The sequence below is a fragment of the Arthrobacter sp. NPDC058097 genome (assembly GCF_042884885.1).
Classification (GTDB): domain Bacteria; phylum Actinomycetota; class Actinomycetes; order Actinomycetales; family Micrococcaceae; genus Arthrobacter.
This window is the reverse complement of sequence record NZ_JBHVSZ010000006.1, coordinates 130,162-154,299: the sequence shown is the minus strand read 5'-3', so window position 1 is coordinate 154,299 and position 24,138 is coordinate 130,162. Positions and strand designations below refer to the sequence as shown.

At 67.6% G+C, this 24,138-nt stretch carries 21 protein-coding genes and 5 tRNA genes; 5 read left to right on the top strand and 21 right to left on the bottom strand.

Features of this window, described 5'->3' with window-relative positions:
- The first annotated feature begins 4 nt into the window (after positions 1-4).
- Genes ACFVTE_RS12300 through ACFVTE_RS12290 form a run of 3 tightly spaced genes read left to right on the top strand, consistent with a single transcriptional unit; the run spans position 5 to position 3,328 of the window.
- Positions 5-826 carry an ECF transporter S component gene (locus tag ACFVTE_RS12300; protein ID WP_387100744.1) on the top strand — a complete coding sequence of 274 codons (822 nt, stop codon included), beginning with the start codon at positions 5-7 and terminating at the stop codon, positions 824-826.
- A gap of 19 nt (positions 827-845) precedes the next feature.
- Entirely contained in the window at positions 846-1,679 is an 834-nt protein-coding gene (locus ACFVTE_RS12295; protein WP_387100742.1) for an energy-coupling factor transporter transmembrane component T family protein, read from the top strand.
- Entirely contained in the window at positions 1,676-3,328 is a 1,653-nt protein-coding gene (locus ACFVTE_RS12290; protein ID WP_387100741.1) for an ABC transporter ATP-binding protein, read from the top strand. Before ACFVTE_RS12295 ends, ACFVTE_RS12290 begins: the two co-directional genes overlap by 4 nt.
- A 34-nt stretch (positions 3,329-3,362) precedes the next feature.
- Here ACFVTE_RS12290 and ACFVTE_RS12285 read toward each other — a convergent pair whose 3' ends face one another.
- The 12 genes from ACFVTE_RS12285 to ACFVTE_RS12230 all read right to left on the bottom strand — a co-directional run bounded on the left by ACFVTE_RS12285 (position 3,363) and on the right by ACFVTE_RS12230 (position 18,447).
- Positions 3,363-5,531, bottom strand: coding sequence for a 3-hydroxyacyl-CoA dehydrogenase NAD-binding domain-containing protein (locus ACFVTE_RS12285; protein WP_387100739.1), 2,169 nt, complete (start codon positions 5,529-5,531; stop codon positions 3,363-3,365).
- A 356-nt stretch (positions 5,532-5,887) separates the two neighbouring features.
- A complete protein-coding gene (locus ACFVTE_RS12280) occupies positions 5,888-7,597 on the bottom strand; it encodes a DUF222 domain-containing protein (protein WP_387100737.1) in 1,710 nt (569 codons plus the stop codon).
- A gap of 276 nt (positions 7,598-7,873) precedes the next feature.
- A complete protein-coding gene (locus ACFVTE_RS12275) occupies positions 7,874-9,205 on the bottom strand; it encodes an HRDC domain-containing protein (RefSeq protein ID WP_387100735.1) in 1,332 nt (443 codons plus the stop codon).
- Positions 9,206-9,383: 178 nt separating this feature from the next.
- Positions 9,384-10,706: an iron uptake transporter deferrochelatase/peroxidase subunit gene (gene efeB, locus ACFVTE_RS12270; protein ID WP_387100976.1), complete on the bottom strand. Its 1,323-nt coding sequence runs from the start codon at positions 10,704-10,706 to the stop codon at positions 9,384-9,386.
- Between the two features lie 77 nt (positions 10,707-10,783).
- Entirely contained in the window at positions 10,784-11,980 is a 1,197-nt protein-coding gene (gene efeO, locus ACFVTE_RS12265) for an iron uptake system protein EfeO (protein WP_387100734.1), read from the bottom strand.
- Positions 11,981-12,076: 96 nt separating this feature from the next.
- A complete protein-coding gene (efeU, locus tag ACFVTE_RS12260) occupies positions 12,077-12,931 on the bottom strand; it encodes an iron uptake transporter permease EfeU (protein WP_387100732.1) in 855 nt (284 codons plus the stop codon).
- A 204-nt stretch (positions 12,932-13,135) separates the two neighbouring features.
- Positions 13,136-13,831 (bottom strand): DUF3000 domain-containing protein, encoded by a 696-nt coding sequence (locus tag ACFVTE_RS12255; RefSeq protein WP_387100974.1) that lies wholly within the window; start codon positions 13,829-13,831, stop codon positions 13,136-13,138.
- Positions 13,832-13,899: 68 nt separating this feature from the next.
- Entirely contained in the window at positions 13,900-15,012 is a 1,113-nt protein-coding gene (locus ACFVTE_RS12250; RefSeq protein ID WP_387100972.1) for a threonine aldolase family protein, read from the bottom strand.
- 21 nt (positions 15,013-15,033) lie between these two features.
- Positions 15,034-15,924, bottom strand: coding sequence for an SDR family oxidoreductase (locus tag ACFVTE_RS12245; RefSeq protein WP_387100730.1), 891 nt, complete (start codon positions 15,922-15,924; stop codon positions 15,034-15,036).
- Complete coding sequence (locus ACFVTE_RS12240; RefSeq protein ID WP_387100728.1) at positions 15,921-17,324, bottom strand: DUF6421 family protein; 1,404 nt, start codon at positions 17,322-17,324, stop codon at positions 15,921-15,923. The genes ACFVTE_RS12245 and ACFVTE_RS12240 overlap by 4 nt, the downstream gene beginning before the upstream one ends.
- Positions 17,325-17,482: 158 nt before the next feature.
- The gene (gene msrB / locus ACFVTE_RS12235; protein ID WP_387100727.1) at positions 17,483-17,941 is read right to left on the bottom strand and encodes a peptide-methionine (R)-S-oxide reductase MsrB; all 459 of its coding nucleotides are present in this window, start codon (positions 17,939-17,941) and stop codon (positions 17,483-17,485) included.
- 14 nt (positions 17,942-17,955) lie between these two features.
- Positions 17,956-18,447, bottom strand: coding sequence for a hypothetical protein (locus tag ACFVTE_RS12230; protein WP_387100725.1), 492 nt, complete (start codon positions 18,445-18,447; stop codon positions 17,956-17,958).
- 117 nt (positions 18,448-18,564) lie between these two features.
- On the opposite strand from ACFVTE_RS12230, the gene ACFVTE_RS12225 reads away from it, so the two are divergent.
- Positions 18,565-19,842 carry an alpha/beta hydrolase family protein gene (locus tag ACFVTE_RS12225; protein WP_387100970.1) on the top strand — a complete coding sequence of 426 codons (1,278 nt, stop codon included), beginning with the start codon at positions 18,565-18,567 and terminating at the stop codon, positions 19,840-19,842.
- On the opposite strand, the gene ybaK is transcribed toward ACFVTE_RS12225, so the two are convergent.
- Genes ybaK through ACFVTE_RS12210 form a run of 3 tightly spaced genes read right to left on the bottom strand, consistent with a single transcriptional unit; the run spans position 19,839 to position 21,788 of the window.
- Positions 19,839-20,342: a Cys-tRNA(Pro) deacylase gene (ybaK, locus tag ACFVTE_RS12220; RefSeq protein WP_387100723.1), complete on the bottom strand. Its 504-nt coding sequence runs from the start codon at positions 20,340-20,342 to the stop codon at positions 19,839-19,841. The two genes, ACFVTE_RS12225 and ybaK, sit on opposite strands and share 4 nt — an antisense overlap.
- Before the next feature lie 12 nt (positions 20,343-20,354).
- Entirely contained in the window at positions 20,355-20,813 is a 459-nt protein-coding gene (locus ACFVTE_RS12215; protein WP_331574755.1) for a SufE family protein, read from the bottom strand.
- A gap of 51 nt (positions 20,814-20,864) precedes the next feature.
- Entirely contained in the window at positions 20,865-21,788 is a 924-nt protein-coding gene (locus ACFVTE_RS12210; RefSeq protein WP_387100721.1) for a sulfurtransferase, read from the bottom strand.
- Positions 21,789-22,006: 218 nt separating this feature from the next.
- Between ACFVTE_RS12210 and zapE the strand changes: the two genes are divergently transcribed.
- On the top strand, positions 22,007-23,044 hold the full coding sequence (gene zapE, locus ACFVTE_RS12205; protein WP_387100719.1) for a cell division protein ZapE: 1,038 nt from the start codon (positions 22,007-22,009) through the stop codon (positions 23,042-23,044).
- A 108-nt stretch (positions 23,045-23,152) separates the two neighbouring features.
- Here zapE and ACFVTE_RS12200 read toward each other — a convergent pair whose 3' ends face one another.
- The 6 genes from ACFVTE_RS12200 to ACFVTE_RS12175 all read right to left on the bottom strand — a co-directional run bounded on the left by ACFVTE_RS12200 (position 23,153) and on the right by ACFVTE_RS12175 (position 24,130).
- Complete coding sequence (locus tag ACFVTE_RS12200; protein WP_331574752.1) at positions 23,153-23,389, bottom strand: antitoxin; 237 nt, start codon at positions 23,387-23,389, stop codon at positions 23,153-23,155.
- A gap of 171 nt (positions 23,390-23,560) precedes the next feature.
- Positions 23,561-23,632: transfer RNA gene (locus ACFVTE_RS12195), tRNA-Val, on the bottom strand.
- A 52-nt stretch (positions 23,633-23,684) separates the two neighbouring features.
- A tRNA-Gly gene (locus ACFVTE_RS12190) sits at positions 23,685-23,757 on the bottom strand.
- Positions 23,758-23,812: 55 nt separating this feature from the next.
- Positions 23,813-23,887, bottom strand: a tRNA-Val gene (locus ACFVTE_RS12185).
- A gap of 39 nt (positions 23,888-23,926) precedes the next feature.
- Positions 23,927-23,997, bottom strand: a tRNA-Cys gene (locus ACFVTE_RS12180).
- A 60-nt stretch (positions 23,998-24,057) separates the two neighbouring features.
- Positions 24,058-24,130 (bottom strand) — tRNA-Gly (locus ACFVTE_RS12175).
- Positions 24,131-24,138 lie beyond the last annotated feature (8 nt).

The following is a 24,138-nucleotide window of genomic DNA, read 5'->3' as shown; positions in this document are numbered from 1 at the left end:
CACCATGTCACAGCCGTCCCTGACCCTCCCTCCCACGGACCAAAAAGCTGTCCGCCGGCGGAGGGTCCTCGAACTGCTCGGCGCCGCTGCCATCGCCGCCACGTTCGTCTTCCTGGTCCTCACCCAGCCTGCCGACATTGCCGGCGGGCTCGGCAGCGTTTCCTCGCTTGTCGCGCTGGGCGGCTTCCTCCTCGGCGCCCTGCTGCTGATCGTGGGCGTGCTTCCCACCCTGCCCACGTCCACCGTGGTGCTCATCCCCGTGGCGCTGGTCCTGAATATCGTGCTGGGACAGCTCATGGGCACCAGCGGCCTGCCGTTCTATCTCGACTCCATCGGCACGGTGCTCATCGCCGTCCTTGCCGGGCCTGCCGCCGGAGCCGCCACCGGTGCCCTGAGCAGCATCGTGTGGTCGTTCTTCAACCCCACGGTCCTGCCCTTCGCTGCCGGCGCCGCGCTGATCGGCTTCCTGGCCGGGGTGGCCGCACGGTACGGGCTGTTCCGCCGCTTCTACCTGGCCCCGGTTGCCGGCTTCGTCACCGGCATCATCGCCGGCGTGGTGTCCGCGCCGATTGCAGCGTTCGTCTTCGGCGGCACGTCCGGGGCCGGCACCGGTGCGATCGTCAGCGCCTTCCGGGCCATGGGCGACACCCTGCTGGCCGCCATCACCAAGCAGGCCCTGATTTCCGATCCCATGGACAAGGCCATCGTCTTCGCCATCGCTGCCATGCTGGTCTACGCCCTGCCCCGGCGCACGACGTTCCAGTTCCCGTTCGTCCGCCGCTTCCGCGTCCTGGCCGGCAAGGAGCCGGCGGCGCGGAATTCCTGACTCCGGAACCGCCGGCCAGGTGTCCACGCGCCTTAACCCGCTGACCGCGCTGACGGCCGCCGTCGCCGTCCTGGTCATTACGACGGCGGCAGGCAGTTGGGCGTTATCACTCACCGTGGCAGCCGGCGCAGTGCTGCTTTCTGCCGCCTCGGGCACCGTGCGGCGGGTCCTGCTGGCCGGGGCTGCCGTCATTGTGCCGTTCTGGCTTTCGCTGCTGGTGATCCACGGACTCTTCTTCCCGGAGGGGCGCACCGTGCTCGCGAGCTGGGGACCGGCCCGGGTCACGGCCGAGGGGCTGGCCTTCGCTTTGGAGATGGGGCTCCGGACCGCCGCCTTCGTGCTGGTGCTGATGGTGTTTTCCTTCAGCGTCCGGGTCCCCGAACTGGTTGCCGCCCTGGCGGCCCGCCGCGTACCGCCGCAGGTGGGATATGTGCTGGCGTCCACGCTGCTGCTTGCCCCGCTGGTCGCTGCGCGGCTGCAGAAGGTCCGTCAGGCCCAGGAGGCGCGCGGCCTTGTGGTGGGGCGGGGGCTTGGCAGCCGGGCCGCGGCCATCCGGCTTCAGATGGTCCCGCTGGTGCTGGGCCTGGTGCACGACGCCGGCATCCGGGCCCAGTCCCTCGATGCCAGGGGGTTCCGGAGCGCCGGTCCCCGCACCAGCTACACGGAGGTTCCCGATTCGGCCGCCCAGGCTGCGTTCCGCATGGTGGCGATCCTGCTTGCCCTGGCGGCGGTGGGGTGGCGCGTCGCTGACGCGCTTTCGGCCGGGTCACGTGCCGCCGGGTCACTGTCCTCCCTTTTTCAGTCCGTCCTCTTTCAGTCCGTCCTTTTTCAGTCCGGCGGGGGCGCCGGATGATCGCTGACAGGACTGCCGCCACCACGCTGCTGGCCTCCATTGATTCGTTTTCGTACCACGGCGACGCGAGCCCAGCTTTGCAGGCGGTGGAGGTGGGCGCCGCTCCCGGCACGTTGACGGCAGTCCTGGGCGGGTCCGGCAGCGGCAAGTCCACGCTGGGCCGCCTCCTTGGCGCGTGGCTGCTCGGAGGGCGGGACGGAAATCTGGCCGGGAGCCTGCAGCTGGAGGTGGCCGGGCATCCCGCCCAGAGTGGTCCGCTCATCTTTACCGGGGCGGCGGATGACCCGCGGATTGATCCCGGGGCATGGGCACGGCACGTCGGCTTCGTGCCGCAGGACGCAGCGTCCATGCTGTCGGCGGTCCGCGGAACCGTGGAGGAGGAGCTCGCGTTCAGTTTGGAAAACCGCGGCGTCCGGCGGGCGGAGATGGTGCGGACTGTGGCTGATATTGCCCGCCGGACAGGACTCGACGGGTTCATGCAGCGGGATCCCGCAACGCTGTCCGGCGGTGAGCTTCGCCGTCTGGCTGTGGGTTGCGCAGTGGTCGACGGTCCCGGCGTCCTGGTCCTCGACGAGCCGCTCGAGTCCTTGGACCAGGCCGGGATCCGGACCGTCGTGGAACTGGTCCGTGCCGAGCTGGCCCGGGGTACAGCCGTTGTGGTGCTGAGCCAGCACGCCGACGCGCTGACCGGGGCCGCGGAGCGCTGGCTGGTACTGAAGGATGGGGGAGTGACGGCGGCCGGCCCGCCTGGCCGGATCCGGCAAGGGGAGGCGCTGGCCGAGTCCGGCGTCGTGATCTCGGCCGCCTGCTCAGACCCAAACCCGGATCCAGAACCAGAACTGAAGCCCGATACGGCGTCGGAACCGGCGGCCAGGCCCGATCCGGAGTCTGAACCGAGGGCTGTGCCGCCCGCTCCGCACGCGGAGTTGACTCTTCCCGCGGCCGAGGTTGCTGCCGTTGGGACCTCAGCCGTTGAACCCACGGCGGCCTTGGAGCTGGCTAATGTGGACTTCGGTTTCGGGGCAGGCCATGTGGCTGAAGAAGACAGCCTGCTCCTGGATGATGTTGAGCTGCGGGTGATGCCCGGGGAAGTCGTTGCCGTCACGGGGCCCAACGGTGCCGGAAAGTCCACGCTGCTGCGGCTCTTCAATGGCCTGTACCGGCCGCTTCGCGGCGACGTGCGCGTGGCCGGCGAATCCATTGCCGGTGTTCCGACTGGCATAGTGGCCCGCCGGCTAGGGCTACTTTTCCAGCACCCCCATGACCAGTTGTTCGAGCGGACCGTTCTCCGGGAGGTGCTGTTCGGGCTGGAACGTCTCTTCCAGTCGGACGCGCCGGAACGCGCACGGGCAGCTTTGGCCGCCGTCGGACTTGAAGACAACGGCAACGCGCATCCCCATGAGCTGCCGGCGTCCGGCCAGCGGCTGCTGGCCCTCGCCACCGTCCTGGCGCGTGAACCGTCGGTGCTCGCGCTCGACGAACCGACTGTGGCTCTGGACGCGCACGGCCTCACACGGCTCACCGCCGCCGTGTCAGCGGCCGCCGGCCGCGGCGCCGCCGTCGTGATGGTCACGCACGACCTCGGCTTCGCCAGGGCTCACGCGCACCGGCTGCTCAGGCTCGACGGCGGCCGGCTCCGGCCGCACTGACCGCGCCCTCGCCGGTGCCGCTGGTGCCGCTGTGTCAGGAACGGGACGCCACGCCCGGCGGCAGGAATCGTTTGCCGTTGACGCGCTCCGAGGCTCCCTCCCTGTCGAGGTAGGGGGTGATCCCGCCCAGGAACATCGGCCAGCCGGCGCCCAGGATCATGCAAAGGTCGATGTCCTGGGGTGCTGCCACCACGCCCTCTTCGAGCATCAGCCCGATTTCCTCGGCCAGGGCGTCCTGGGTCCGGCGGAGGACCTCATCTGCAGTCGAAGGTGTGCTGCCAAAGGACATCAGGGCCGACGTGGCTGCAGGGATCTCCCGGCCGTCGTCCCCGGCCGCGGACCACAGGGACCGGATGTTGTTGTCGATCAGTTTCTGCAGGTTCTGCGACACCGGGAAGCGGTCCCCGAAGGCCGCATGCAGGGATTCCTGAACGTGCTGGGCCACCGGCAGTCCTACCATTGAGAGAAGCGTGAACGGCGTCATCGGAAGACCCATCGGGCGCAGTGCGGTGTCAGCGACTTCGGCCGGCGTGCCTTCGTCAAAGGCGGCCGTGACTTCGCCCATGAGCCGCAGCAGGATCCGATTGACGACGAACGCCGGGGCGTCCTTGACCAGGACTGCTGTCTTTTTCAGGCCTCTGGCGAGTTCGAAAGCGGTGGCGATCACCGCGTCGTCGGACTTCGGTGCCCGGACGATCTCGAGGAGCGGCATGACGGCCACGGGATTGAAGAAGTGAAAGCCCACCAGCCGTTCCGGGTGCCGCAGGTCGGCGGCCATCGCCGTCACGGAGAGTGAGGAGGTGTTCGTTGCGAGAATGCAGTCAGGCCGGACGATGGCTTCAAGCTCGGCAAATACCTGCTTCTTGACGTTCAGTTCCTCGAACACCGCCTCGATAACGAAGTCGGCGTCCGCGAACGGCTCCTTGGAGACGGACCCGGTCACGAGTGCCTTGACCTTTGTGGCAGCATCGGTGGCAAGCCGACCCCTGGCCACCAGCTTGTCCACTTCGTTGTGAACATAACTGACGCCCTTGTCCACCCGGTCCTCGGCGATGTCGGTCAGAACCACGGGGACCCCGAGTTGGCGTGCGAACAGCAGCGCGAGCTGGCTGGCCATCAGGCCGGCGCCCACCACGCCGATCTTCGTGACAGGCCGGGCGAGCTCGCGGCCGGGAGCGCCGGCGGGCCGCTTGGCCCGTTTCTGCACGAGATCGAGGAAGGCGTACACAGTGGCGCGGAACTCGTCGGTCTGCATGAGGCCGGCCAGTGTTTCGCATTCGAGTGCGGCAGACTCGGACTGGGTCATGGTGCGGTTCGCGGCCATGATGTTCAGCACCTCGGCCGGTGCGGGGGAGGCGTTGGACGTCTTGGCCTCGACGATGGCGCGGCCGGCAGCGACGGCGTCCGCCCAGCGCGCGGCGACGGCGGGGTCGGCGGGATCAACGGCGGCCGGCCGTGTGGGTGCTGTACCCGAATCCGCGGTGCCGGCCACAACGCGCGCAGCCCAGGCGACCGACTGCTCAAGGAAACCCTCCGGCTCGAACAGCGCGTCCGCGATGCCGAGCTTGAAGGCTTCGGCGCCGGACAGCGTGCGGTTGTTGTTCAGCGCGTTCTCGATCATCACCTTCACCGCGTTCTCCGGCCCGATCAGCCGCGGCAGGAGGTACACGCCGCCCCACCCGGGCACCAGACCCAGGAAAGCCTCGGGAAGAGCCAGCGCCCCGGCGCCCGTGGACACCGTGCGGTAGGTGGACTGCAGGGCTATCTCCAGTCCGCCGCCGAGGGCCACACCGTTGATGAAGGCGAAGCTCGGAACGCCCAGGTTGGCCAGCGTGGCATAAACGTCGTGGCCCAGCTGCGCCATCCACAGGCCGTGATCCCGCTCCTGCAGCTTTGTCACCGCGGAGAGGTCGGCGCCGGCGACGAAGAAGTTCGGCTTGCCCGTCACACCCACGGCCGCGATCTCGCCCGCGGCCGCCCGCTCGCCGAGTCCTTGGAGGACGGTGCCCAGTTCAAGGAGGGTATTGGGACCGAGCGTGGTTGGTTTGGCGGGGCCGAGCCCGTTGTCCAGAGTGATCAGGGCCAGGACGCCAGGGCTGGCGTGGCCTTCTTCGGCCGGGAGTTCGATGTCCTGCACGGAGGAATGAGTGACCGCCTCATCAGGAAAGAGATCGGCAAGCTTGCGGAATTCTGCGGCGCTCATTCTGTGGCTCCTCATCGAGACTGGCATGCGGTCGGTGCCCCGGGGCAGCTGGACAGCTGGAACAGCCGGGATCGGGGACCGGTGAATCCAATGTTACTCGTGGGTAATATCGGCTGCAAGCGCCGCCGTCCCTGCCTGCGCGGGCTCGGCCTGGAGCGGTCTGGCTGTCACAGAGGCGCGTGCAGGCCGGTCGTTGACAGGGGGGACAGTCCCGCGTGGCTGTGGTTGGGCGCGGCGTGGTTGAAGGGATTGCGTGAGTGAATGGACGGCGCGAGTGAATGGGCTGCGTCCCTACTGGGCAGGGAACGGGCCATGGCATGCCTGATGACGGCCACGCCATTTAGGCGGGTGGCTTCTTAGGCTGCTGTGGATGACGACCAGTAGGGCCAAGGATCTGCCGGCAGTGGTGGTTCAGGGCCGTCGGAAGCCATCGGGCTCTCGCTGTCGTCAAGGTCGTCAGGAGGTTCTGAAGGCTCGGGGCACTGGTAGCCGCCCAGGCCTGGGTAGCCGTCGAACCCGAAGAACCCATCGGGCATGTTCGGACGATCCGGCAGGGCCTCCGGTGCGGAACAGTTCAGCGGTTCCGGCCAGTCTTCGTTGAACGGTGGTTCCGGCTGGTGATACTCGGGCGGGAGTACCCGCCAGTCCTGGGTTTCTTGCGAGTCCTGGCCGGGTGGCAGCTCCCGCCATTCCTGGCCCGGCGGTGGTTCTGGCCAGGTGGGTGGTTCCCAGTCCTGATACTCGGCCGGGTAGGACCGACCCATGGGCGAGATCCAGCCCGGCGGGGCGTCGCGGGTGGCGCCGACCGGTTGCCAGGCTGTGGCGTGTTTCAATCTGTGGTGTTTCGGGCAGGGTTGGCCGAGGTTGGCGACGCCGGTACCGCCGCCGTCGGCCCAGGCGAGGATGTGGTCGGCGTCATTGTCCAGCGAGTGGTTGTTGCAGGCCGGGAACGTGCATTTGGCGTCACGGAGCCGAAGCCACTGGCGCATCGGTTTCGTCAGCCGGTAGCTGGTGCGTCCGATCTCCAAAGGCGCGCCGTCGCGCGGGTCAACAAGGACCCGGAGGAATGATGTTGCACCGTCGGCGACGAGCCGGCGGGCCATCGACGGCGGAATCGGACCGTGCCCGTCCAGTGTGACGGGCTCCTCGGACAGGCCAAGCAGCGAAAACACCGGAACCGTGACCAGGACCTGCGCCGACGGGGACGGCACATCAACCCCGCCGTGGACTCCCGGTGCCGGGCCGAGCAGCCACCCGGCGAACGCGTCGACGCGGAGCTGGGTCAGGGTCCGGGTTTCGGTCGGGCCCCGCATGGCGCGTGCGGCGGCGGTGGTGCGGTTCCAGATCCCGGCCGCCTGGTCAGCAGGCAAATACGCCGACAGCCACGCCATCCCGTCCCGGTCCGGGGCATACTCCAGCCGCCGGTCCTTCACACTCCTGTGGTGGCGGGTTTCGATGCTGACCGGATGATGCCGTTCCCGCCAATACCGGACCTTCGCCCGGAACCTCGCCGGCGTCAGCTCCCCCGCCGGACAACCCCGCGCCGGGTTCGGTGCGTCCGGGTCCAGGAAATGCGCCTCAAACACCGCCGCCGCTTCGGGTCCCAGCCCCTCGGTCTCATCACACAGGATCCGCCCGTGCTGCCAGGAGATAGTTCCTGACCCGAGCGCGGCCAGTGCCAGCGGCAGTTCCTTGGTGAGTTTGGCGGATTCGACCAGCAACCGCTCCGCCGCCCCCTCGCTCACGGTCAGAACGCCAGCAACCTCAGCGGTCACCGACATCCGCCGGACGGCGCGGTCCTGCGCGGACACCTCAGGCGGAGCCATGGCCTCCTCCGCCGCGGCGAACCTGGCGGCGAGGTGCACCTTCACCGCCGCCAGCCGGGCCTCCATCGCAGCCACACCCGCCAGACCGCCCAGGCACGCATCCGCCTGGTCCCCCAAAGGATCCGCCTCATGGGCCAGCGGAGCCGGACCCGGATCAGTCGCCCGCCGGAGCTCAGCAGCCAGCGAAAGAGCGGAGGCACCGATGGCCTCCAACGTCTCCGCAACTGCTCCGTTATCCATACCCACAGCATCCCAGAGGGCACCGACACTAAAGGGTTGGATCCGGCCCCCACGGTCGGGCCGGATCGAAAAGTCCTTTAGACCGCTCAAGAACGAAAACCCGGTAGCAGCACAGGGGCTTCCCAACGCTGAGAACCCCCTGCGCTCCTCGCCGAGGTCCCTGCTTTGATAATCGGGACACCGGGTCCCGGGAACATGGCGGTGGGACAAAACGGACAATCCCGGGCGCACACTACGTGTTTTCCCGCCACTACAGCGGTGCGTCTGGGCGGCAGCCTACGCGGAGGATTCCTTCGGCTCCCTGGCTTCCTTGGGCGGAAGCGGCTGGGGGTTGAGGAACGCCTCCGTGATCAGCGGCGCTACCAGCCGGATCTGCCACGGCCGGGCACCGAGCTCGCGCAGTTCAGCGGCAATGGCGGCTTCACTGACGTCCGCGGGTGGCCGCCACGCGACGCGGCGTAGGTAGTCCGGGGTCAGCAGGTTTTCGAGAGGAAGCTTGAGTTCGTCCGCCTTCTCCTGCAGCAGCGGCCGGGCGGTCTGCAGCCGCTCGGCGGCGGCAAGGTCGCGGTCGGCCCAGACCCGCGGGGGCGGCGGGGCGTTGGTGGGCAGGTGGAGCGGAGGCAGGTCTTCGAGCGCCCGGGCCGCGGCGATGCACCGTAGCCAGCGCGGGGCCTCCCGCTGGGCGGCCCTGCCGTGGAACCCTTTCGTGCCCAGCAGTTGCGGCACGGTCGTCGGCATCGCCTTGGCTGCGGCGACCAGGGCGGAGTCGGGAATGAGCCGGCCGGGGGCCACGTCGCGCTTCTGTGCCAGGGCGTCGCGTTCCAGCCACAGCTCGCGCACCGCGGCGAGCTGGCGGCGGTCCCGGATCTGGTGCAGTCCGGAGGTCTTGCGCCAGGGGTCCACCCTGGGTGCGGCGAGCCCGGCGGAAAGGATCGCGGCGAACTCCTGCTCGGCGTACTCGAGTTTTCCGTCCGCTTCGAGCAGTTCGATAAGTTCCTCGCGCAGTTCCGTCAGGACTTCGACGTCGAGGGCTGCGTACCGGAGCCAGGGTTCCGGCAGGGGGCGCGTGGACCAGTCGGCTGCCGAGTGCTCCTTGGCGAGGCCAAAACCGAGCAGCTGCTCGATGACGGCCGCGAGGCCGACGCGGGGGAGACCGGCCAGGCGGGCTGCCAGTTCGGTGTCGAACAGCTTGTCAGGCCACATGCCCAGCTCCGACAGGCAGGGGAGGTCCTGGCTGGCGGCGTGCAGGATCCATTCGACGCCGTGCAGGGCATCGTTGATGATCCGCAGGTTCTCGAACGGCTCGGGGTCGATCAGCCAGGTGCCGGAACCTTCCCGGCGGATCTGCACGAGGAATGCGCGCTGCCCGTAACGGAAGCCCGAGGCGCGCTCAGCGTCCACGCCCGCCGGGCCGGTGCCCGCGGCAATGGCGGCGGCGCAGCGTTCCAGCCCTGCCTGGGTTTCGATGACCAGAGGCACCCCGTCGCGGGGGGAATCGAGATCAATGACAACGGGGACCCGGCTGTCAAAGCCTTCCACCGTTATATGGGGTGTGTTTTCAGCAGCCGGAGCGCCGGCTGTGGTGTTATCCGGATTTTGAGGGGTCATGATGACCCTAGTTTACCGGCAGCATGCCGGAAGCCGGTCCGGAACGGCACGCGCCGCCGTCGGAACCGACGGCGGCGCGCTGCGGATGCCGCTGTGAATACGGCGCGTGCCACTGTGAATAGACGAAATGGGCCGAGTCGAACACAGCCTAGGTGACCACAGCCCAGGCGAACGCAGCTCAGGCGAAGAGGCCCTCCCCGACGAAGCCGCCCTGTTTGACTCCCGGCGGTACGGCGAAGAGGCCGGACCCCGTGTGCTTGAGGTATTCCAGGGCCAGGACGTCCTGCTTTGCCATCGTCATCTGCATCGGCACATAGTGCGTCCGCGGGTCCTTGACGAAGGCAATGAAGAACAGCCCGGCGTCGAGGTGGCCCAGCCCGTCCGAGCCGTCGGTGTAGTTGTACCCGCGGCGGAGCATCCGCACGCCGTCGTTCTGGTCCGCGTGGGCCAGACGGACGTGGGAGTCCATGCCAATGAGCGGCTCGCCGTCGTTGCCTTTGATGGCGAAGTCGGGAGCGGTGAACTCCTTGCCGCCGGACAGCGGTGCACCCTCGCCCTTGGTCCGGCCGATCAGGCCTTCCTGTTCACGAAGCGAGGTACGGTCCCAGATCTCGATGTGCATCCGGATGCGCCGCGCCACCAGGTAGCTGCCGCCGGCCATCCAGGCCTCGCCTGCCCGGGATCCGGCGCCGGCCCACACATGCTCGTCGAGCAGGGCGGTGTCCTCGGCCTTGAGGTTGTTGGTCCCGTCCTTGAAGCCGAAGAGGTTGCGCGGGGTCTGCTGCGCGCGCGACGTCGACGACGTGCGGCCGAAGCCCAGCTGCGACCACCGGACGCGGGCCTTGCCGAAGCCGATCCGGGCCAGGTTGCGGATGGCATGCACGGCCACCTGGGGATCGTCGGCGCACGCCTGCACCACGATGTCGCCGCCCGTGCGGGCCGGCTCCAGCGCGTCGCCGGGAAAGTGCGGCAGATCGATCAGGGCGTCCGGGCGTTTTCCGTCAAGGCCGAAGCGGGCCTTGCCGTCCTTTTCGAACAGCGAGGCGCCGAAGCCAAACGTCAGGGTGAGCCGGCCGGCGTCCAGGTCCAGTGCCTCGCCGGTGTCCTCCGGCGGGGCGTCGTACGGGCCGTCGACGGCGCCGGTGGTACCGGTGGTCCGGCCCGCGGTCATGGCGTCAGCGGCGGCGGTCCAGTCCTTGAGGAGCCCGATCAGGGCCGCACGGTCTTCGGTGGTGACGTCGAACGCCGCTATGTGGAGGCGGTCCTGCGCGGCGGTGGTGATCCCGGCCTGCCGGTCGCCGAAGAAGGGGATGACGGAATCGTTGGCAGCCGGCGGCGCTGCTGCGGCCGCGATGGCGTCGTGTCCGAGCAGGCCGGCGGCGATGCCCGCCACCGCTCCCGCGCCGCCCACGCCGGCAAGTCCGAGAAGTCCGCGCCGGGACAAGCGGCGGTTATCGCCGTCGGACGTCTCCGGCGACGCTACGGAAGCGGCGGAATGCACGGAACCGGCGGAGTGCACGGAACCGTCAGAGTGCGCGTCAGCCGGCGGCTGCTGGCCGCCGCCGAAGGGGCAGCCGCTCACAGCACCACTGCCGCGGTGAGCTTGGACAGCGGCTCGCCGAGCGCGTCCACCAGGGCGCTGAGCTGCTGGACCTCGTCCTTGGTCAGGTCGTTGTAGTAGGCAAAGCCGTCGCCCTTGGCATGCTTCTTCAGCTCAGCCTGCAGTGCACTGAACTTGGCGTCGAGGTCCTTGGCCAGCGCGGCGTCCTTCTGCTCAAGTGCGGGCTTGAGGTTCTCGAACGCGATCCGGGCGCCGTCCACGTTGGCCTGGAAGTCCCAGAGATCAGTGTGGGACCAGATTTCCTCCTCGCCGGTGACCTTGCCGCGGGCAACCTCATCAAGCAGTTCCTTGGCGCCGTTGCCCAGCTTGTCCGCGCTGAGCTCCACCGTGCGGGTGCGGGTACTGAGTTCCTCCGTGTCGGCCACCAGCTGCTTGGCGATTGCCGAGCGCTCGGCGGCGGTCAGCGCCTTGTAGCCGGCCGGCGGGAACAGATCCTTCTCGGCCCGGTGCCAGCCGGTCCACTTCTGTCCGGGCTCGAGGTCCGCCTCGCGGGCGTCGAGCTTGGGGTCGAGGTCCCCGAAGGATTCGGCCACGGGTTCGATCCGTTCCCAGTGCATGCGGGTGGCGGCGTACAGGCTCTTGGCCTTGGCGGCGTCGCCCGCGGCGTAGGCAGCGGCGAATTCCTTGGTTCCGGCCACCAGCTGCTCGGTCTGGTCCTTGACGTAGGCCGTGTACTGGGTGACTCCGGTGTCCACCAGCTTCTGGTGGTCGGCGTTAACGGTGGCCTGCTGGCCGGAGTCCTTGACGGTGAAGTCGGCGCGGATGCCGTCGCCCTTCATCCCCGGTTTGCACGCGGTGGTGTACTTGCCGGCCGGCGCGGTGAGCACCAGATTGCGGGTGATCCCGGGGCCGATGTTCTCCACCTCGGCCACGATCCGCAGGCCGTCTTCGGCGAGCACGTAGAACTCGGTGACCTCGGCGCCGTCGTTCTTGACGGCGAAGGTCAGGTTCCCGCTCGGGGCTTCCGCGGCGGAAACTTTGCACTCGGTATCGGTGCTGGTCACCTGGATGGGTCCGTCGGTGGCGCCGGTCGCGTTGGCGCTGGCGTTGTCGGTGCAGGATGCGAGGGCCAGCGGGAGGACTGCGGTGGCTGCGACGACGGCGAGGCGGGCACCGGCAGTCCGGCGGGTTTTGGGCGAGGTCAAGCCTGGCATGTGGATTCCTTGGAGGTGTTGGGCTGTTGGGGATGCAGCGGAGGTTTGGGGGCGGTGTTGGTTGAATCAGGCGCTGCCCGGTCAGGAAGCGACCGGTCAGGAAGCGACGGCGGCAGTTGCGGCCGGGGCTTCCGCCGCCGGCCGGAGCCGCGGGCCGAAGCTGGCGCGGTGGTAGAAAAACATGACAGGAACGGTGTACAGAACCCAGGCGGCTGCCTCCAGCCACGTCGTGGCGGGGGAGAAGTTCAGGGTCCCCTTCAGCAGGGTGCCGTACCATGACGACGGCGGGACAGCGGCTGAGACGTCGAAGGCAAGACTGTGCAGTCCCGGCAGGATGCCGGCTTCCTGCAGGTCATGGATGCCGTAGGCCAGGACGCCGCCGGCGATGACCACCAAGGCCACGCCCGTCCAGGTGAAGAAGCGGGAAAGGTTGACCTTCAGGACGCCGCGGTGCAGCAGGTACCCGAGCCCGGCTGCCACAGCGAGGCCCAGGAGAGCGCCGAACAGCGGGGTTCCGGATTCGCCGCTGGCCTGGGCTGCGGCCCACAGGAAGAGAGCGGTCTCCAGGCCTTCCCGGCCGACGGCCAGGGCCGCGACAAGCACCAGGCCCCAGGCGGCGCCGTCGGCCACCCCGTCAACGCGGGAGCGAAGTTCGCTGCCGAGCGTTCGGGCGGTGCGTGCCATCCAGAAGACCATCCAGGTGACCAACCCGACGGCGACGATGGACAGGCCACCGCCGATCGCCTCCTGCGCTTCGAAGGTGAGGCCACGCGGGCCGAAGGTCAGCAGCGCGCCGAAACCAACGGACACGGCAACAGCAATTCCCACTCCGGCCCACAACCGGGGGAGCAGCGCGCGGCGGCCGCTCTTGGTCAGGTAGGCCATCAGCAGGACGACGATGAGCGTCGCCTCGAGGCCCTCCCGGAGGCCGATGAGGAAGTTGGCTGTCATGTAAAGCACCTTCTGCCGGAGGAGCCCGTCTTAGGCTCACCTAAGCACGGGACTCTACACGGCCAAGCGCATTAGGCAAAAGAATCGTGCCGTAATTGCCGCGGAAATTACTCCACCGGTTTGGGCAGCCCGTTTCAGGCAGGACAGGCCAGGGCAGGGCAGGGCAGACCAGGGCAGGGCAGGGCAGTGCTCTTTTGGGAGCGCCTAGTTGCGGCGCCTGCGCGGAAGTGCGGAGACGCCGTCGGGCAGCGGTGGAAGGCCGGCGAAGGTGCACACCATGTCCGACCACGCCTCGAGGTGGGCCTGGACGTCCGCGCTGGCCGGAGTCCACGATGCGCGCAGTTCAATGTCTATCGACGCCGGCCGGTCCGCCAGCGTTCCGAAGCTTTCGGAGAGCACTCGCGTGGCCGTGCCGCCAGCGGCGCGGTACGGGGCGTTGTGGGTTTCCAGTGCCTCCACGAGCCAGGTCCAGGCCACGGAGCCGAGCATTTCATCGTTGCCCATCTCGGCGTCGAGCTGCGCCCGGATGTAGGTGACGATCCGGAATTCGCCGTCCCATACGGCCGACCCGTCGGGGTCGTGCAGCAGGATGAAGCGCCCGGTGGCGAGTTCCTCGCCGTCGTCGTCAGCGTCTCCGGCGGAAGACCCCGCGGACGTTCCGGCGGCGGCGGACCGGGCCAGCGCCATGGCCGCCGGACCGTGGACCGGTGAACGGCCCCTGTCGCCGGTCGTGCCGCCGCTGGGAACGGTGACCTCGGCGCCGAGTGCGACGGCGAACGGCGCCAGCCGGGCGGGCGCCGGGATCTCGTCGAGGCGCAGCTCGCTGCGGCAGCGTGCTTTGCGGAGCGTTCCCAGCGCATACAGGAAATTCGCGGGAACCTGGGCAAGTGCGTTCACAATGGCAGGGTACGCATTGGAAACCGCCGGTTCCGGCAGGCTCGCCGCCTGCTCACGCAATCCCGCGCATGTTACTGCCCTGCCGCCCGGGCAGATCCGTGCCGCGCGACTTCGGCTTTGATGGCCGCCACGAAGGCATCGACGTCCTCCTCGCTGGTGTCGAAGGAGCACATCCAGCGGACCTCACGAGTGGCCTCGTTCCAGTCGTAGAACCGGAAGGACTCCCGGAGCCTGTCCGCCACCCCCTCCGGCAAAACCGCAAAGACGCCGTTGGATTCGGTCTTCTGCGTGGGTTCCACACCGTCAATCCCGTCCACCGCGGCGCGCAGCCGGGCGGCCATGGCGTTGGCGTGGGCAGCCGAACGGAGCCACAGGTCACCTTCGAGCAGCGCGATGAACTGCGCGGACATGAACCGCATCTTGGAGGCCAATTGCATGTTCATCTTGCGCAGGAACAGCAGCCCCTGGGCGGCGTCCGGGTTCAGCGCCACCACCACCTCGCCGAACAGCAGCCCGTTCTTGGTTCCGCCGAAGGACAGGATGTCCACGCCGGCGTCGCGCGTGAAGGCCCGGAGGGGAACGCCCAGGTGCGCCGCCGCGTTGGCCAGCCGCGCACCGTCCATGTGCAGTTTCATGCCCTTGGCGTGGACGTGCTCGGCGATCGCCCGGACTTCATCCGCCGTGTAGCAGGTGCCCAGTTCGGTGGTCTGGGTGATGGAGACGGCCAGCGGCTGGGCGCGGTGCTCGTCACCCCAGCCCCACGCCTCGCGGTCGATGAGCTCCGGCGTCAGCTTGCCGTCCGGGGTGTGCACCTGCAGCAGCTTCATGCCGCCCACGCGTTCCGGGGCGCCGTTCTCGTCCATGTTGATATGGGCCGTCGACGCACACACCACGGCACCCCAGCGCGGGAGGAGCGACTGCAGGGACAGCACGTTGGCGCCCGTGCCGTTGAACACCGGGAAGCACTCGATGCCCGGCCCGAAGTGCTCCTCCATCAGCTCCTGCAGGCGGGCCGTGTAGGCATCTTCGCCGTAGGAAACCTGGTGCCCCTCATTGGCGGCGGCCAGCGCGGCCAGCACCTCGGGATGCACCCCCGAGTAGTTGTCCGAGGCAAAGCCGCGCACCGAGGCGTCGTGCAGTCTGGACATGGTGCCGCTGCCGGCAGTTTCAACCGTTGTTGTCATCTCGTTGGTCACGCTTTCAGTCTAGGTAGTTGCTGCGTTCTGTGTACTGGCAGCATTCTGTTCAGTTGAGTCGCTCTGTGCAGTTGAATCGCTCTGTGCAGTTGAGTCGCTCTGTGCAGTTGAGTCGGCGGGCGCCGGGGCCAGCAGCAGCCGCTGCCCGTTGAGTTCCGCGGCGGGCTGGCTGAAGAGTTCGACGGCGGCCGCCGCCAGCTCCCCGACGTCCGTGTAGCCGGGGAACTTCCGTTCCGGTTGTTTGGCGCGCATGCCCGCGTCCACCAGCGCCTTCACCACGAAGACGACGGCGGCGCTGTGCTGGCCGCCGTCGGCTCGGGTTCCGGGTGCCTGGCTGTCCTGGCGGAACCCATCCGCCACGGCCATGGTCCACGCTTCCGCGGCCGCCTTGGCCGCCACGTAGCTGGCGACGCCGGCGGCGGGACTCTCCACCGCCGTCGACGACACCATGGCAAACCGTCCGCAGGGCGAGACGGCGAGGTCGTCGTAAAAGACCCTGGTGACGTTCCGGAGTGTCGTTATGGCGCTGCGCTCCAGGAAATCCCAGTCCTCATCGGTCTGGCTGGTGATGCCTTGCGCGCCGCGCCATCCGCCCACCAGATGGATGACGCCATCGATCCTTCCGGCCGTGCGCGCGAGCTCCTGCTGCAGTTCGCGCACGGCGGCCAGGTCGCCGAGGTCGCACACGAGCGGCGTGGCGCCGCCCGCCCTTTCTGCGGCCGCCTCGATGCGTGCCTTGTCCGAACCCACAGTGAAGACGGTGAACCCGGCCTGCAGCAGGGCCCGGACGGAGGCGATTCCCGACGGTCCGCTGCCGCCCGTGACCAGCACGCGCAGCGGCCGGCCATCAGGCAGGCTGGCACCGTTCGGGCCGACGCCGGCCATGCCGCGGTCTGTCATGCCGCCGCCGCTGCCGGGCCGTCCGCCGGCAGCGCAGAATCCGAGGCACCGGTGATGCCCGCGGTGGATTCGATGACGGGACGCATCTTCTTTTCCAGGGCTTCGTAGAACATGGACAGCGGGAACTCGTCGTCCAGGACCTGGTCGGTGAGGCCCCGCGGCGGCCCGTCGAGGGGAAGGGCGTCTGGCCCCTTGGCCCAGACAGATGCCGGATTCGGCGTAACGGTGCCGGAGATCAGTCCATAGGCTGCCAGCCAGTGGGCGGTCTTGGGCCGGTCGATGGAGCGCCAGTAGAGCTCTTCGATCCGGGCACCCAGTTCCACCACTACGCCGGCAACGTGCTCCCAGTCGATGGTCAGGCGGCTGTCGGTCCAGTGGAGGACGCGGTGCTGGTGCAGCCACGCGAACAGCAGCTGGCCGCCGAGCCCGTCGTAGTTGCGCACCCGGCTGCCGGTTATGGCGAACCGGAAGATGCGGTCGAAAATTACGGCGTACTGCACGAGCTTGGCGTGCCGGCGGGCTTCCGGATCCGCTGCCTCGTCCTTTTCGATCTTCACCGACTCCCGGAAGGCCGTCAGGTCGCAGCGCAGCTCCTCGAGGGAGTACAGGAAGAACGGCATCCGCTGCTTGATCATGAACGGATCGAACGGCAGGTCCCCGCGCATGTGCGTGCGGTCGTGGATCAGGTCCCACATGACGAAGGTCTTTTCCGTGAGCTCCTGGTCCTCGAGGAGTTCCGCAGCCGCGGCCGGCAGCTCGAGCGAGGTGATGTCGGCGGCGGCCCGCAGGACGCGGCGGAAGCGTGCGGCCTCGCGGTCCGCGAAGATGGCGCCCCAGGTGAACCGCGGTGTCGCGCGGACGCCCACCGTTTCGGGGAAGAGGACTGCCGAGTTGGTGTCGTAACCGGGGGTGAAATCAATGAACCGGATCGGCACGAACAGCCGGTTTGAGTAGTCGCCCTGCTCCAGGCCTGCAATGAAGTCGGGCCACACCACGTCGATGAGGACAGCCTCCACCAGCCGGCTGCTGCTGCCGTTCTGCGTGTACATGGGGAAGACCACCAGGTGCTGCAGGCCGTTCTCTCGGTCCGCCTGCGGCTGGAAGGCCAGCAGGGAGTCGAGGAAGTCCGGCACGCCGAACCCGCCTTCGGCCCAGCTGCCAAAATCGCGGGCCACCAGTTCCAGGTACAGCGAATCGTGGGGGAATGCCGGTGCCAGCGCCTCGATGGCGCTGACAAGGGCTTCGACGTGGCCGTGCGCTGCCGCGTGGACGGCCTGGTCGGGGATCGAACCGTCCTGCACCTGGAGTTGCCGCAGGGCAATAGCCGCGGCCTTGAGACGCTGCCATTCCGGGTGTTCTGCGGAGATTCGGGCTGGTGCTGTGTGTACGGTTACGGTCATCGCTGGCCTCGCCTTTCGGGTTATCTGAGCTTCTACGGCGAGCGTAGCAAGCAGACAGGCCTCCTAATCGATCACAGGCGTGAGCATAAGAAACTGTGAGGCTCGGAGCCGTCGGAGTAACCGCTAGGCGCAGCGCCCGGCAAGCTCAGGCAGCTACCTCAGGGCTGGCCATCCCCGGCGGCCGGAACCAGCTTCAGTGAGATGGAGTTGATGCAATACCGCTGGTCAGTCGGGGTTCCGTAGCCCTCACCCTCGAACACGTGCCCGAGGTGCGAGTCGCAGTTGGCGCACCGCACCTCGATGCGGTCCATGCCCAGGGTGCGGTCGTGGATGTAGCGCACGCGCCCTTCGGCCAGCGGGGCCCAGAAGGACGGCCAGCCGCAGTGCGAATCGAACTTTTCCTTGCTGGTGAACAGTTCGGTCCCGCACGCCCGGCAGTTGTAAACGCCGGCGGTGTGGGTGTCCCAGTATTCGCCGGTGTAGGGGCGTTCCGTGCCCGCCTGGCGCAACACGTGGTACTCCTCGGGCGTCAGTTCCTGGCGCCAGTCTTCGTCGGACCGGCTGACGGCAGGGTCTGCGGCGGAGTTGGTGAGGTCGGATTTCTCAGGAGTGCTCATAGTCGGACCAACGCTCAGGAGTCCCCGATAAATCCCGAGCCGGCATACAGGTGCAGCACCGGGAGCCCCAGCTTGTCCTGCGCCCGGTTGGCCCAGTCTGTATGGAAGGTGTCCGACACGGCATGCGGCCTGGTAATGACGACGGCCTGGGCGGCTCCTAGCTCCTTGACCTTGGCCACGAGGCCGTTGACGGCACCGCCGGCCACGACCTCGCCGGCCACTCCGCCGCCGAGGCCTTCCAGTGCGCTGACCGAGGTGGCCAGGGTGGCGTCCGCCGCTGCCCGTTCCACCGCAGGGTCCGGGGCATGGGAGGTCAACTCGCGGAAAGCCTTGGCAATGTCCAGCATCGACAGGTTCTCGAGGAAGTCCACCAGCAGATGCCGTTCCGTATTGGCCGGCACCAGCACAACCAGGGGCGCGTCACCTCCGTCCACCAGGCGCTCGATGTTCACGCGGTCGTCCGCACCCAGCGGCTCTTCAGTCAGAATGACGATTGGATCGCTCATGGCATCAGCCTAGTCCTGCCCGCTATTGCCCGCATGTATTTGGCACGCACGCATTTGCTCCGCCTGACAAGGACCGCGAATATGCCGGAAGAGGCCGGATCCGTCAAGATGGGAGGCATGGATTCCGCGCAGGCCGCTCTGACAACCCCGTCCGCTACCCAGGGCAATGCGATGACCCTGAGGGCGAAGTGGACGCTCGGGGGAATCATTGCCGGCGGCAGCGCGGCCGCGCTGCTCGGTGCCGGATCGTCCGCCCTCGCGCTCTACTTTGCCCGCCGCGTCCTCACCCCCGCCCGGGTGCGGGCGGCGGACCAGGAAATCCTGGCTGTCATCAGGGAAGGACGGGACCTGCAGGTCATCCTGGCAGCCACACCGGAGACAACACACAACGGCGTGTACAGCCTCTTCTTCGATGCCGGTGCCGGGCATGCCCGGATCGGCAGGATCCTGTCCTACTCCCCGGCTGAGCGGACCGTGCTGCGGGAAGTGGAAGCCGTCTACAGTGGCAACCTGGAGTCCGCAGGCCGCGGCTGGTGGGGAGGCGCCACCTACCAGCACCCCTCCGACGTCGGGCTTGCATCCGAGGACGTAGCCATTGAGGTCGAGGGCGGAACCGCCCCCGGCTGGCTGATCCCGGGAGATCCCGGCGCTGAGACGTGGGCCATCATGGTCCACGGGCGCGGGGCCACACGGCAGGAGTGCCTGCGTGGAGCGCGCGTGGCCCATGAGCTCGGGCTGCCAAATCTCCTCGTTTCCTATCGGAACGATGGCCTGGCACCGGCGGCATTCGACGGCCGGTACGGGCTGGGCTCCACCGAGTGGCGGGACATCGACGCTGCCATCGCCTTTGCCCTGGCCCGCGGGGCCCGGGAGGTCGTGCTTTTCGGCTGGTCGATGGGCGGCGCCATTTGCCTGCAGACCGCGGACCTCTCGGAGTACAGGCATGTCATCCGGGCCATGGTCCTGGACGCGCCCGTCATCGACTGGGTGAATGTGCTGGCCCACCACGCTGAGCTGAACCGCATCCCGTCGGCCGTCGGCCGGTATGGCCAGCTCATGATGGGGCACAAGGTGGGCCGCCGGCTCACAGGCCTGGCAGCGCCCGTTGACCTGAAATCAATGGACTGGGTGTCGCGGGCCGTTGAACTCCGGACGCCCACGCTTATCATCCACAGCGTGGACGACGAATACGTTCCCTACCAGCCGTCGGCCCAGCTCGCCGAAAAGAACCCGGAAATGGTCACCTTCGAGCCGTTCGAAGGGGCGCGGCATGCCAAGGAGTGGAACGCCGACCCGGTCCGCTGGGAAGGACTGGTCCGGGCATGGCTGCAGCAGCAGCTGGTTCCGCGGCGGAATCCCGGCCAGCTGGAACACGGCCAGCCTGACCCCGTTTAGCCCGCCTGGGATCCTGTCCCGATTGAGGCCGTGACGGCCTTGGTAAGGCGCACCAGGTCGCGGGGATCCAGTTCGATGTCGAGGCCGCGCCGGCCGCCGGACACCAGAATGGTGTCCAGGGTGAGGGCACTCTCGTCGATGACGGTGGGTGAGGGCTGCCGCTGCCCGAGGGGCGAAATTCCGCCCAGCACGTAGCCGGTTCGCCGTTCGGCCGCTGCCGGGTCCGCCATGGCGGCCTTCTTGCTGCCAAGGGCGGCAGCTATCGCTTTCAGGTCCAGGCTTCCGCTGACAGGTACGACGCCGACTGCCAGTTTGCCGTCGATCTCCACCATGAGCGTCTTGAAGACCCTTGCCGGGTCGAGGCCCAGCACCTCGGCTGCTTCCATGCCGTAACTGGCCGCGGCCGGATCGTGGCTGTACGGGTGCAGCTTAAAGGAAACGCCCGCCGCAGCCAGTACGGCTGTGGCAGGCGTTCCCTGTGACGTGTTCTTGCGCGCCATCCGGGCCGGATCCTAGGCGTAGAGCCGGGCCGCGGCGGCCACCTTGCGCTTGATGCGCCCCAGCATCGCGGTCATGCCGCGCATGCGCAGCGGCGTGATGGCACGGGTCAGTCCGAGCAGTTCCGGCATGTCGTCGGGCACGGCCAGGATCTCCTCCGCGGTGAGGCCGTCCAGTCCTTCATGGAGCACTCCGGCGAAGCCCCGGGTGGTGGGGGCCTCCGGCGGCGCCTTGAAGAACAGCCGGAAAGCGGGGGACCCGCCGTCGTTCTTTTCCGTCTCAATGGTGAGGAAAAGAGGTGACTGGCATTCCACCACCTGCTCCAGCAGCTCAGGGTGGTTGTTCAGGCGCTCCGGAAGCTCCGGCAGGCCGCGGGAAAACTCCAGCAGGAGCTGCAGCCGCTCGGGCTCGCTCAGTGCCTGGAAGTCGTCGACAATCTCCGCCAGGGCGGTGGGAAGTGCTTGAGTACTCATCACTTCCAGCTTACGCAGATTGTTCCCGTCCGCCGCTTTTTTACGGCGGATTTACCGTGCGGCAACTGCCGGAACGGAGCCGCGTTCCGCGCCCTTGGCAATCGGCACGCGGACAGCGTTGCCCCATTCGGTCCAGGATCCGTCGTAGTTGCGGACGGTTTCGAAGCCCAGGAGGAATTTCAGCGCGAACCAGGTGTGGCTGGAGCGTTCGCCGATGCGGCAGTAAGCCACGACGTCGTCGCCCTCGGTCAGTCCGGCCTCACCCAGGTACAGCGCCTCAAGCTCGGCGCGGCTGCGGTAGGTGCCGTCCTCTGCTGCTGCCCGTGCCCACGGGATCGACGCCGCGGTGGGAATGTGGCCGCCGCGCAGCGCGCCTTCCTCGGGGTAGGCGGGCATGTGGGTGCGCTGGCCGGTGTATTCCTCGGGGGAGCGGACGTCGATCAGCGGCTTGCCCAGGTGGGCCAGGACGTCTTCCTTGAAGGCGCGGATCGGGGCGTCGTCGCGCTCCACCACGGGGTAGTCCGCGATGGCCGGCGTGGGGATGTCGGTGGTCAGGGCACGGCCTTCGGCGATCCACTTGTCGCGGCCACCGTCGAGCAGGCGGACATCCTCGTGGCCGAACAGGCTGAAGACCCAGAGGGCGTAGGCGGCCCACCAGTTGGACTTGTCGCCGTAGATGACCACAGTGGCGTCGCGGGAAATGCCCTTGGCGGCGGCCAGGGCGGCAAACGCCTCGCCCTCGACGTAGTCGCGGGTTACTTCGTCGTTCAGGTCGGTGTGCCAGTCGATCTTGACCGCGCCGGGGATGTGGCCGGTTTCGTAGAGCAGGACGTCTTCATCGGACTCGACGACGACAAGCTTGCCGTCGTTAAGGGCGCCGGCTTCGATGGCCGCAGCCAGCCACTCGGTGGAAACAAGCCGCTCGGGGTGCGCGTAGGCGGCGAACTTCTCGTTCTGTTCAACGGGGTAGGACATGCGTATGGCCTTTCACTGAAACGGTCAGGTCAGACCGCCGGGGGACGGCGGGTCACTGCTCCAACACTAGCCACGGGCCGATCGGAATGCTCCTGTGTGTTAACAGGACGAAATGTGTGCTTGCTCACGGCATTGCCGGTAGTAAGGGGTAGGCCGCGGGGCGGGCCGCCAATGCCGGTATTCTTGCTGGGGACAAATCACCAGCAGAATGGACCACCTTGGTACAGATCGAAAAGCTCGCCACCCGGACGCCGGCGGTGTCAGTGGATGAGCTCCTCAAAGGTTTCTACCCATCGCCCAGATTCGGGCAGGTGTCCTTTGCAAGCTACCGGCCCGACCCGAAGCAGCCCAGCCAGGCGGCAGCAGTGAACGCGCTGCAGGCCTTCGCCGGAGGTGTCGGTGCCGGGGACGGCGGGGGACTGTTCAAGAAGCTCTTCGGCAAGAAGGACGCCAGCCGCGCGGGCATTTACCTCGACGGCGGGTTCGGCGTCGGAAAGACCCACCTGCTGGCCTCGCTCTGGCATGCTGCCCCCGGGCCCAAGGCTTTCGGCACCTTTGTGGAATACACCAACCTGGTGGGCGCCCTGTCCTTCCGGAAAACCGTTGAGGCGCTGAGCTCCTACAAGCTTGTCTGCATCGACGAATTCGAACTGGACGATCCGGGCGACACCGTCCTGATGTCCCGCCTCATGCGGGAACTGGCCGACGCCGGCGTGAAGCTCGCGGCCACCTCCAACACCCTGCCGGGCTCACTGGGCGACGGCCGCTTTGCCGCCGTGGACTTCCAGCGTGAAATCCAGGTCCTGGCGGACCAGTTCGACGTCATCAGGATCGACGGCGAGGACTTCCGCCACCGCGGCCTGCCGGCCGCGCCCGCGCCGCTGCGGAACAGCGAACTGCACGCCCACATGAAGGCGGAGTTCGACGGCAAGACCGTTGCCGAAGACGACTTCGGCACCCTTATCTCTCACCTCGCGGGTGTCCACCCGAGCCGCTACCGGAAGCTGATTGACGGTGTGGACGGCGTTGTCTGGCGGGACGTGGATACCATCACAGAGCAGGCCGTGGCGCTGAGGTTCGTGGTGCTCGCCGACCGCCTCTACGACAAGGACGTTCCGATCCTTGCCAGCGGCGTCCCGTTCGACAAGCTCTTCACCGAGGAAATGATGACCGGCGGCTACATGAAGAAGTACTTCAGGGCGGTTTCGCGGCTTACCGCGCTGGCCCGTGAAGGCCAGAGCCACGAGCCCTCGTAATTTCTCCGGAGGCGGCAAGTTCTCCGGAGACGCGAAAGGTGCCGGCGCCGCCTCTCGGCGGGACCGGCACCTTTTTGACGTTTAGGGGCGAAGCCCGGCAAATCCTGGCTACGGAGCCTTCTCAGCCGGCGGCACGTTGTCCGCCGGTCCCTGGGTTGGCCTCTCATTGGCTTTGTCAACGAGAGTGGAAGCGCCAGCCTGGACCTGATCTACCTGGCTGGTGTATTTGCCGCCCGTCTTGGAATCGACAAAATCACCTGCCTTGTTGATGCCGTCCTTGATGGCCTGCTCGTTGCCGCGGATCAGACCCTGAGCCTTGCCCTTTAGATCGTCAAGTAAACCCACGAGCACCTCCCTTCAATCGCGGAGCCAGTTCGCTCCTCCGCATTCGATCCTAGCTGCGAAGGCGGTGGCTGCCAAGGAGTTCTTGACAAACCTTGTCAAATAGGACGAGGGCAAGAAGCAACGGGCACGAGGGCAAGAAAAAAGCAGCTCCGGGGGAGCTGCTTTGTTTCGTGGGCGATACTGGGATCGAACCAGTGACCTCTTCCGTGTCAGGGAAGCGCGCTACCGCTGCGCCAATCGCCCGGAGCCGGTGAAACCGGCGGTATCCTGGGTTCGGATCCCTAGGGATCAAGAGAGCGGACGACGAGATTCGAACTCGCGACATCCACCTTGGCAAGGTGGTGCTCTACCAGCTGAGCTACGTCCGCATTTTGAAGCTGGGCCACCTGGCCGGACTTCATCTACAAGCAAGTTTCCTTGCTCTGGTGGGCGATACTGGGATCGAACCAGTGACCTCTTCCGTGTCAGGGAAGCGCGCTACCGCTGCGCCAATCGCCCATTGCATCCGAAAAAGATCGGAAACCATGGTTTTCACCGAGGTGGGTACGGGATTCGAACCCGTGTATACGGCTTTGCAGGCCGCTGCCTCGCCTCTCGGCCAACCCACCGTGTAGGCCTCGAATCCTGGAATCAACTTCCGGAATTCAGAGCCATGACAGTGTCCTGCGAGCGGACGACGAGATTCGAACTCGCGACATCCACCTTGGCAAGGTGGTGCTCTACCAGCTGAGCTACGTCCGCATTTCGGA

Bases quoted from the DNA above. Each gene is read 5' to 3' on its own strand.
- ACFVTE_RS12230 (WP_387100725.1), bottom strand. From the start codon at position 18,447: ATGAGCGATCCAATCGTCATTCTGACTGAAGAGCCGCTGGGTGCGGAC.
- efeU (WP_387100732.1), bottom strand. From the start codon at position 12,931: ATGACAGCCAACTTCCTCATCGGCCTCCGGGAGGGCCTCGAGGCGACG.
- ACFVTE_RS12225 (WP_387100970.1), top strand. From the start codon at position 18,565: ATGGATTCCGCGCAGGCCGCTCTGACAACCCCGTCCGCTACCCAGGGC.
- ACFVTE_RS12290 (WP_387100741.1), top strand. From the start codon at position 1,676: ATGATCGCTGACAGGACTGCCGCCACCACGCTGCTGGCCTCCATTGAT.
- ACFVTE_RS12210 (WP_387100721.1), bottom strand. From the start codon at position 21,788: ATGTCCTACCCCGTTGAACAGAACGAGAAGTTCGCCGCCTACGCGCAC.
- msrB (WP_387100727.1), bottom strand. From the start codon at position 17,941: ATGAGCACTCCTGAGAAATCCGACCTCACCAACTCCGCCGCAGACCCT.
- ACFVTE_RS12285 (WP_387100739.1), bottom strand. From the start codon at position 5,531: ATGAGCGCCGCAGAATTCCGCAAGCTTGCCGATCTCTTTCCTGATGAG.
- ACFVTE_RS12280 (WP_387100737.1), bottom strand. From the start codon at position 7,597: ATGGATAACGGAGCAGTTGCGGAGACGTTGGAGGCCATCGGTGCCTCC.
- ACFVTE_RS12250 (WP_387100972.1), bottom strand. From the start codon at position 15,012: ATGACAACAACGGTTGAAACTGCCGGCAGCGGCACCATGTCCAGACTG.
- ACFVTE_RS12245 (WP_387100730.1), bottom strand. From the start codon at position 15,924: ATGACAGACCGCGGCATGGCCGGCGTCGGCCCGAACGGTGCCAGCCTG.
- ACFVTE_RS12215 (WP_331574755.1), bottom strand. From the start codon at position 20,813: ATGAGTACTCAAGCACTTCCCACCGCCCTGGCGGAGATTGTCGACGAC.
- ybaK (WP_387100723.1), bottom strand. From the start codon at position 20,342: ATGGCGCGCAAGAACACGTCACAGGGAACGCCTGCCACAGCCGTACTG.
- ACFVTE_RS12275 (WP_387100735.1), bottom strand. From the start codon at position 9,205: ATGACCCCTCAAAATCCGGATAACACCACAGCCGGCGCTCCGGCTGCT.
- ACFVTE_RS12240 (WP_387100728.1), bottom strand. From the start codon at position 17,324: ATGACCGTAACCGTACACACAGCACCAGCCCGAATCTCCGCAGAACAC.
- efeO (WP_387100734.1), bottom strand. From the start codon at position 11,980: ATGCCAGGCTTGACCTCGCCCAAAACCCGCCGGACTGCCGGTGCCCGC.
- ACFVTE_RS12300 (WP_387100744.1), top strand. From the start codon at position 5: ATGTCACAGCCGTCCCTGACCCTCCCTCCCACGGACCAAAAAGCTGTC.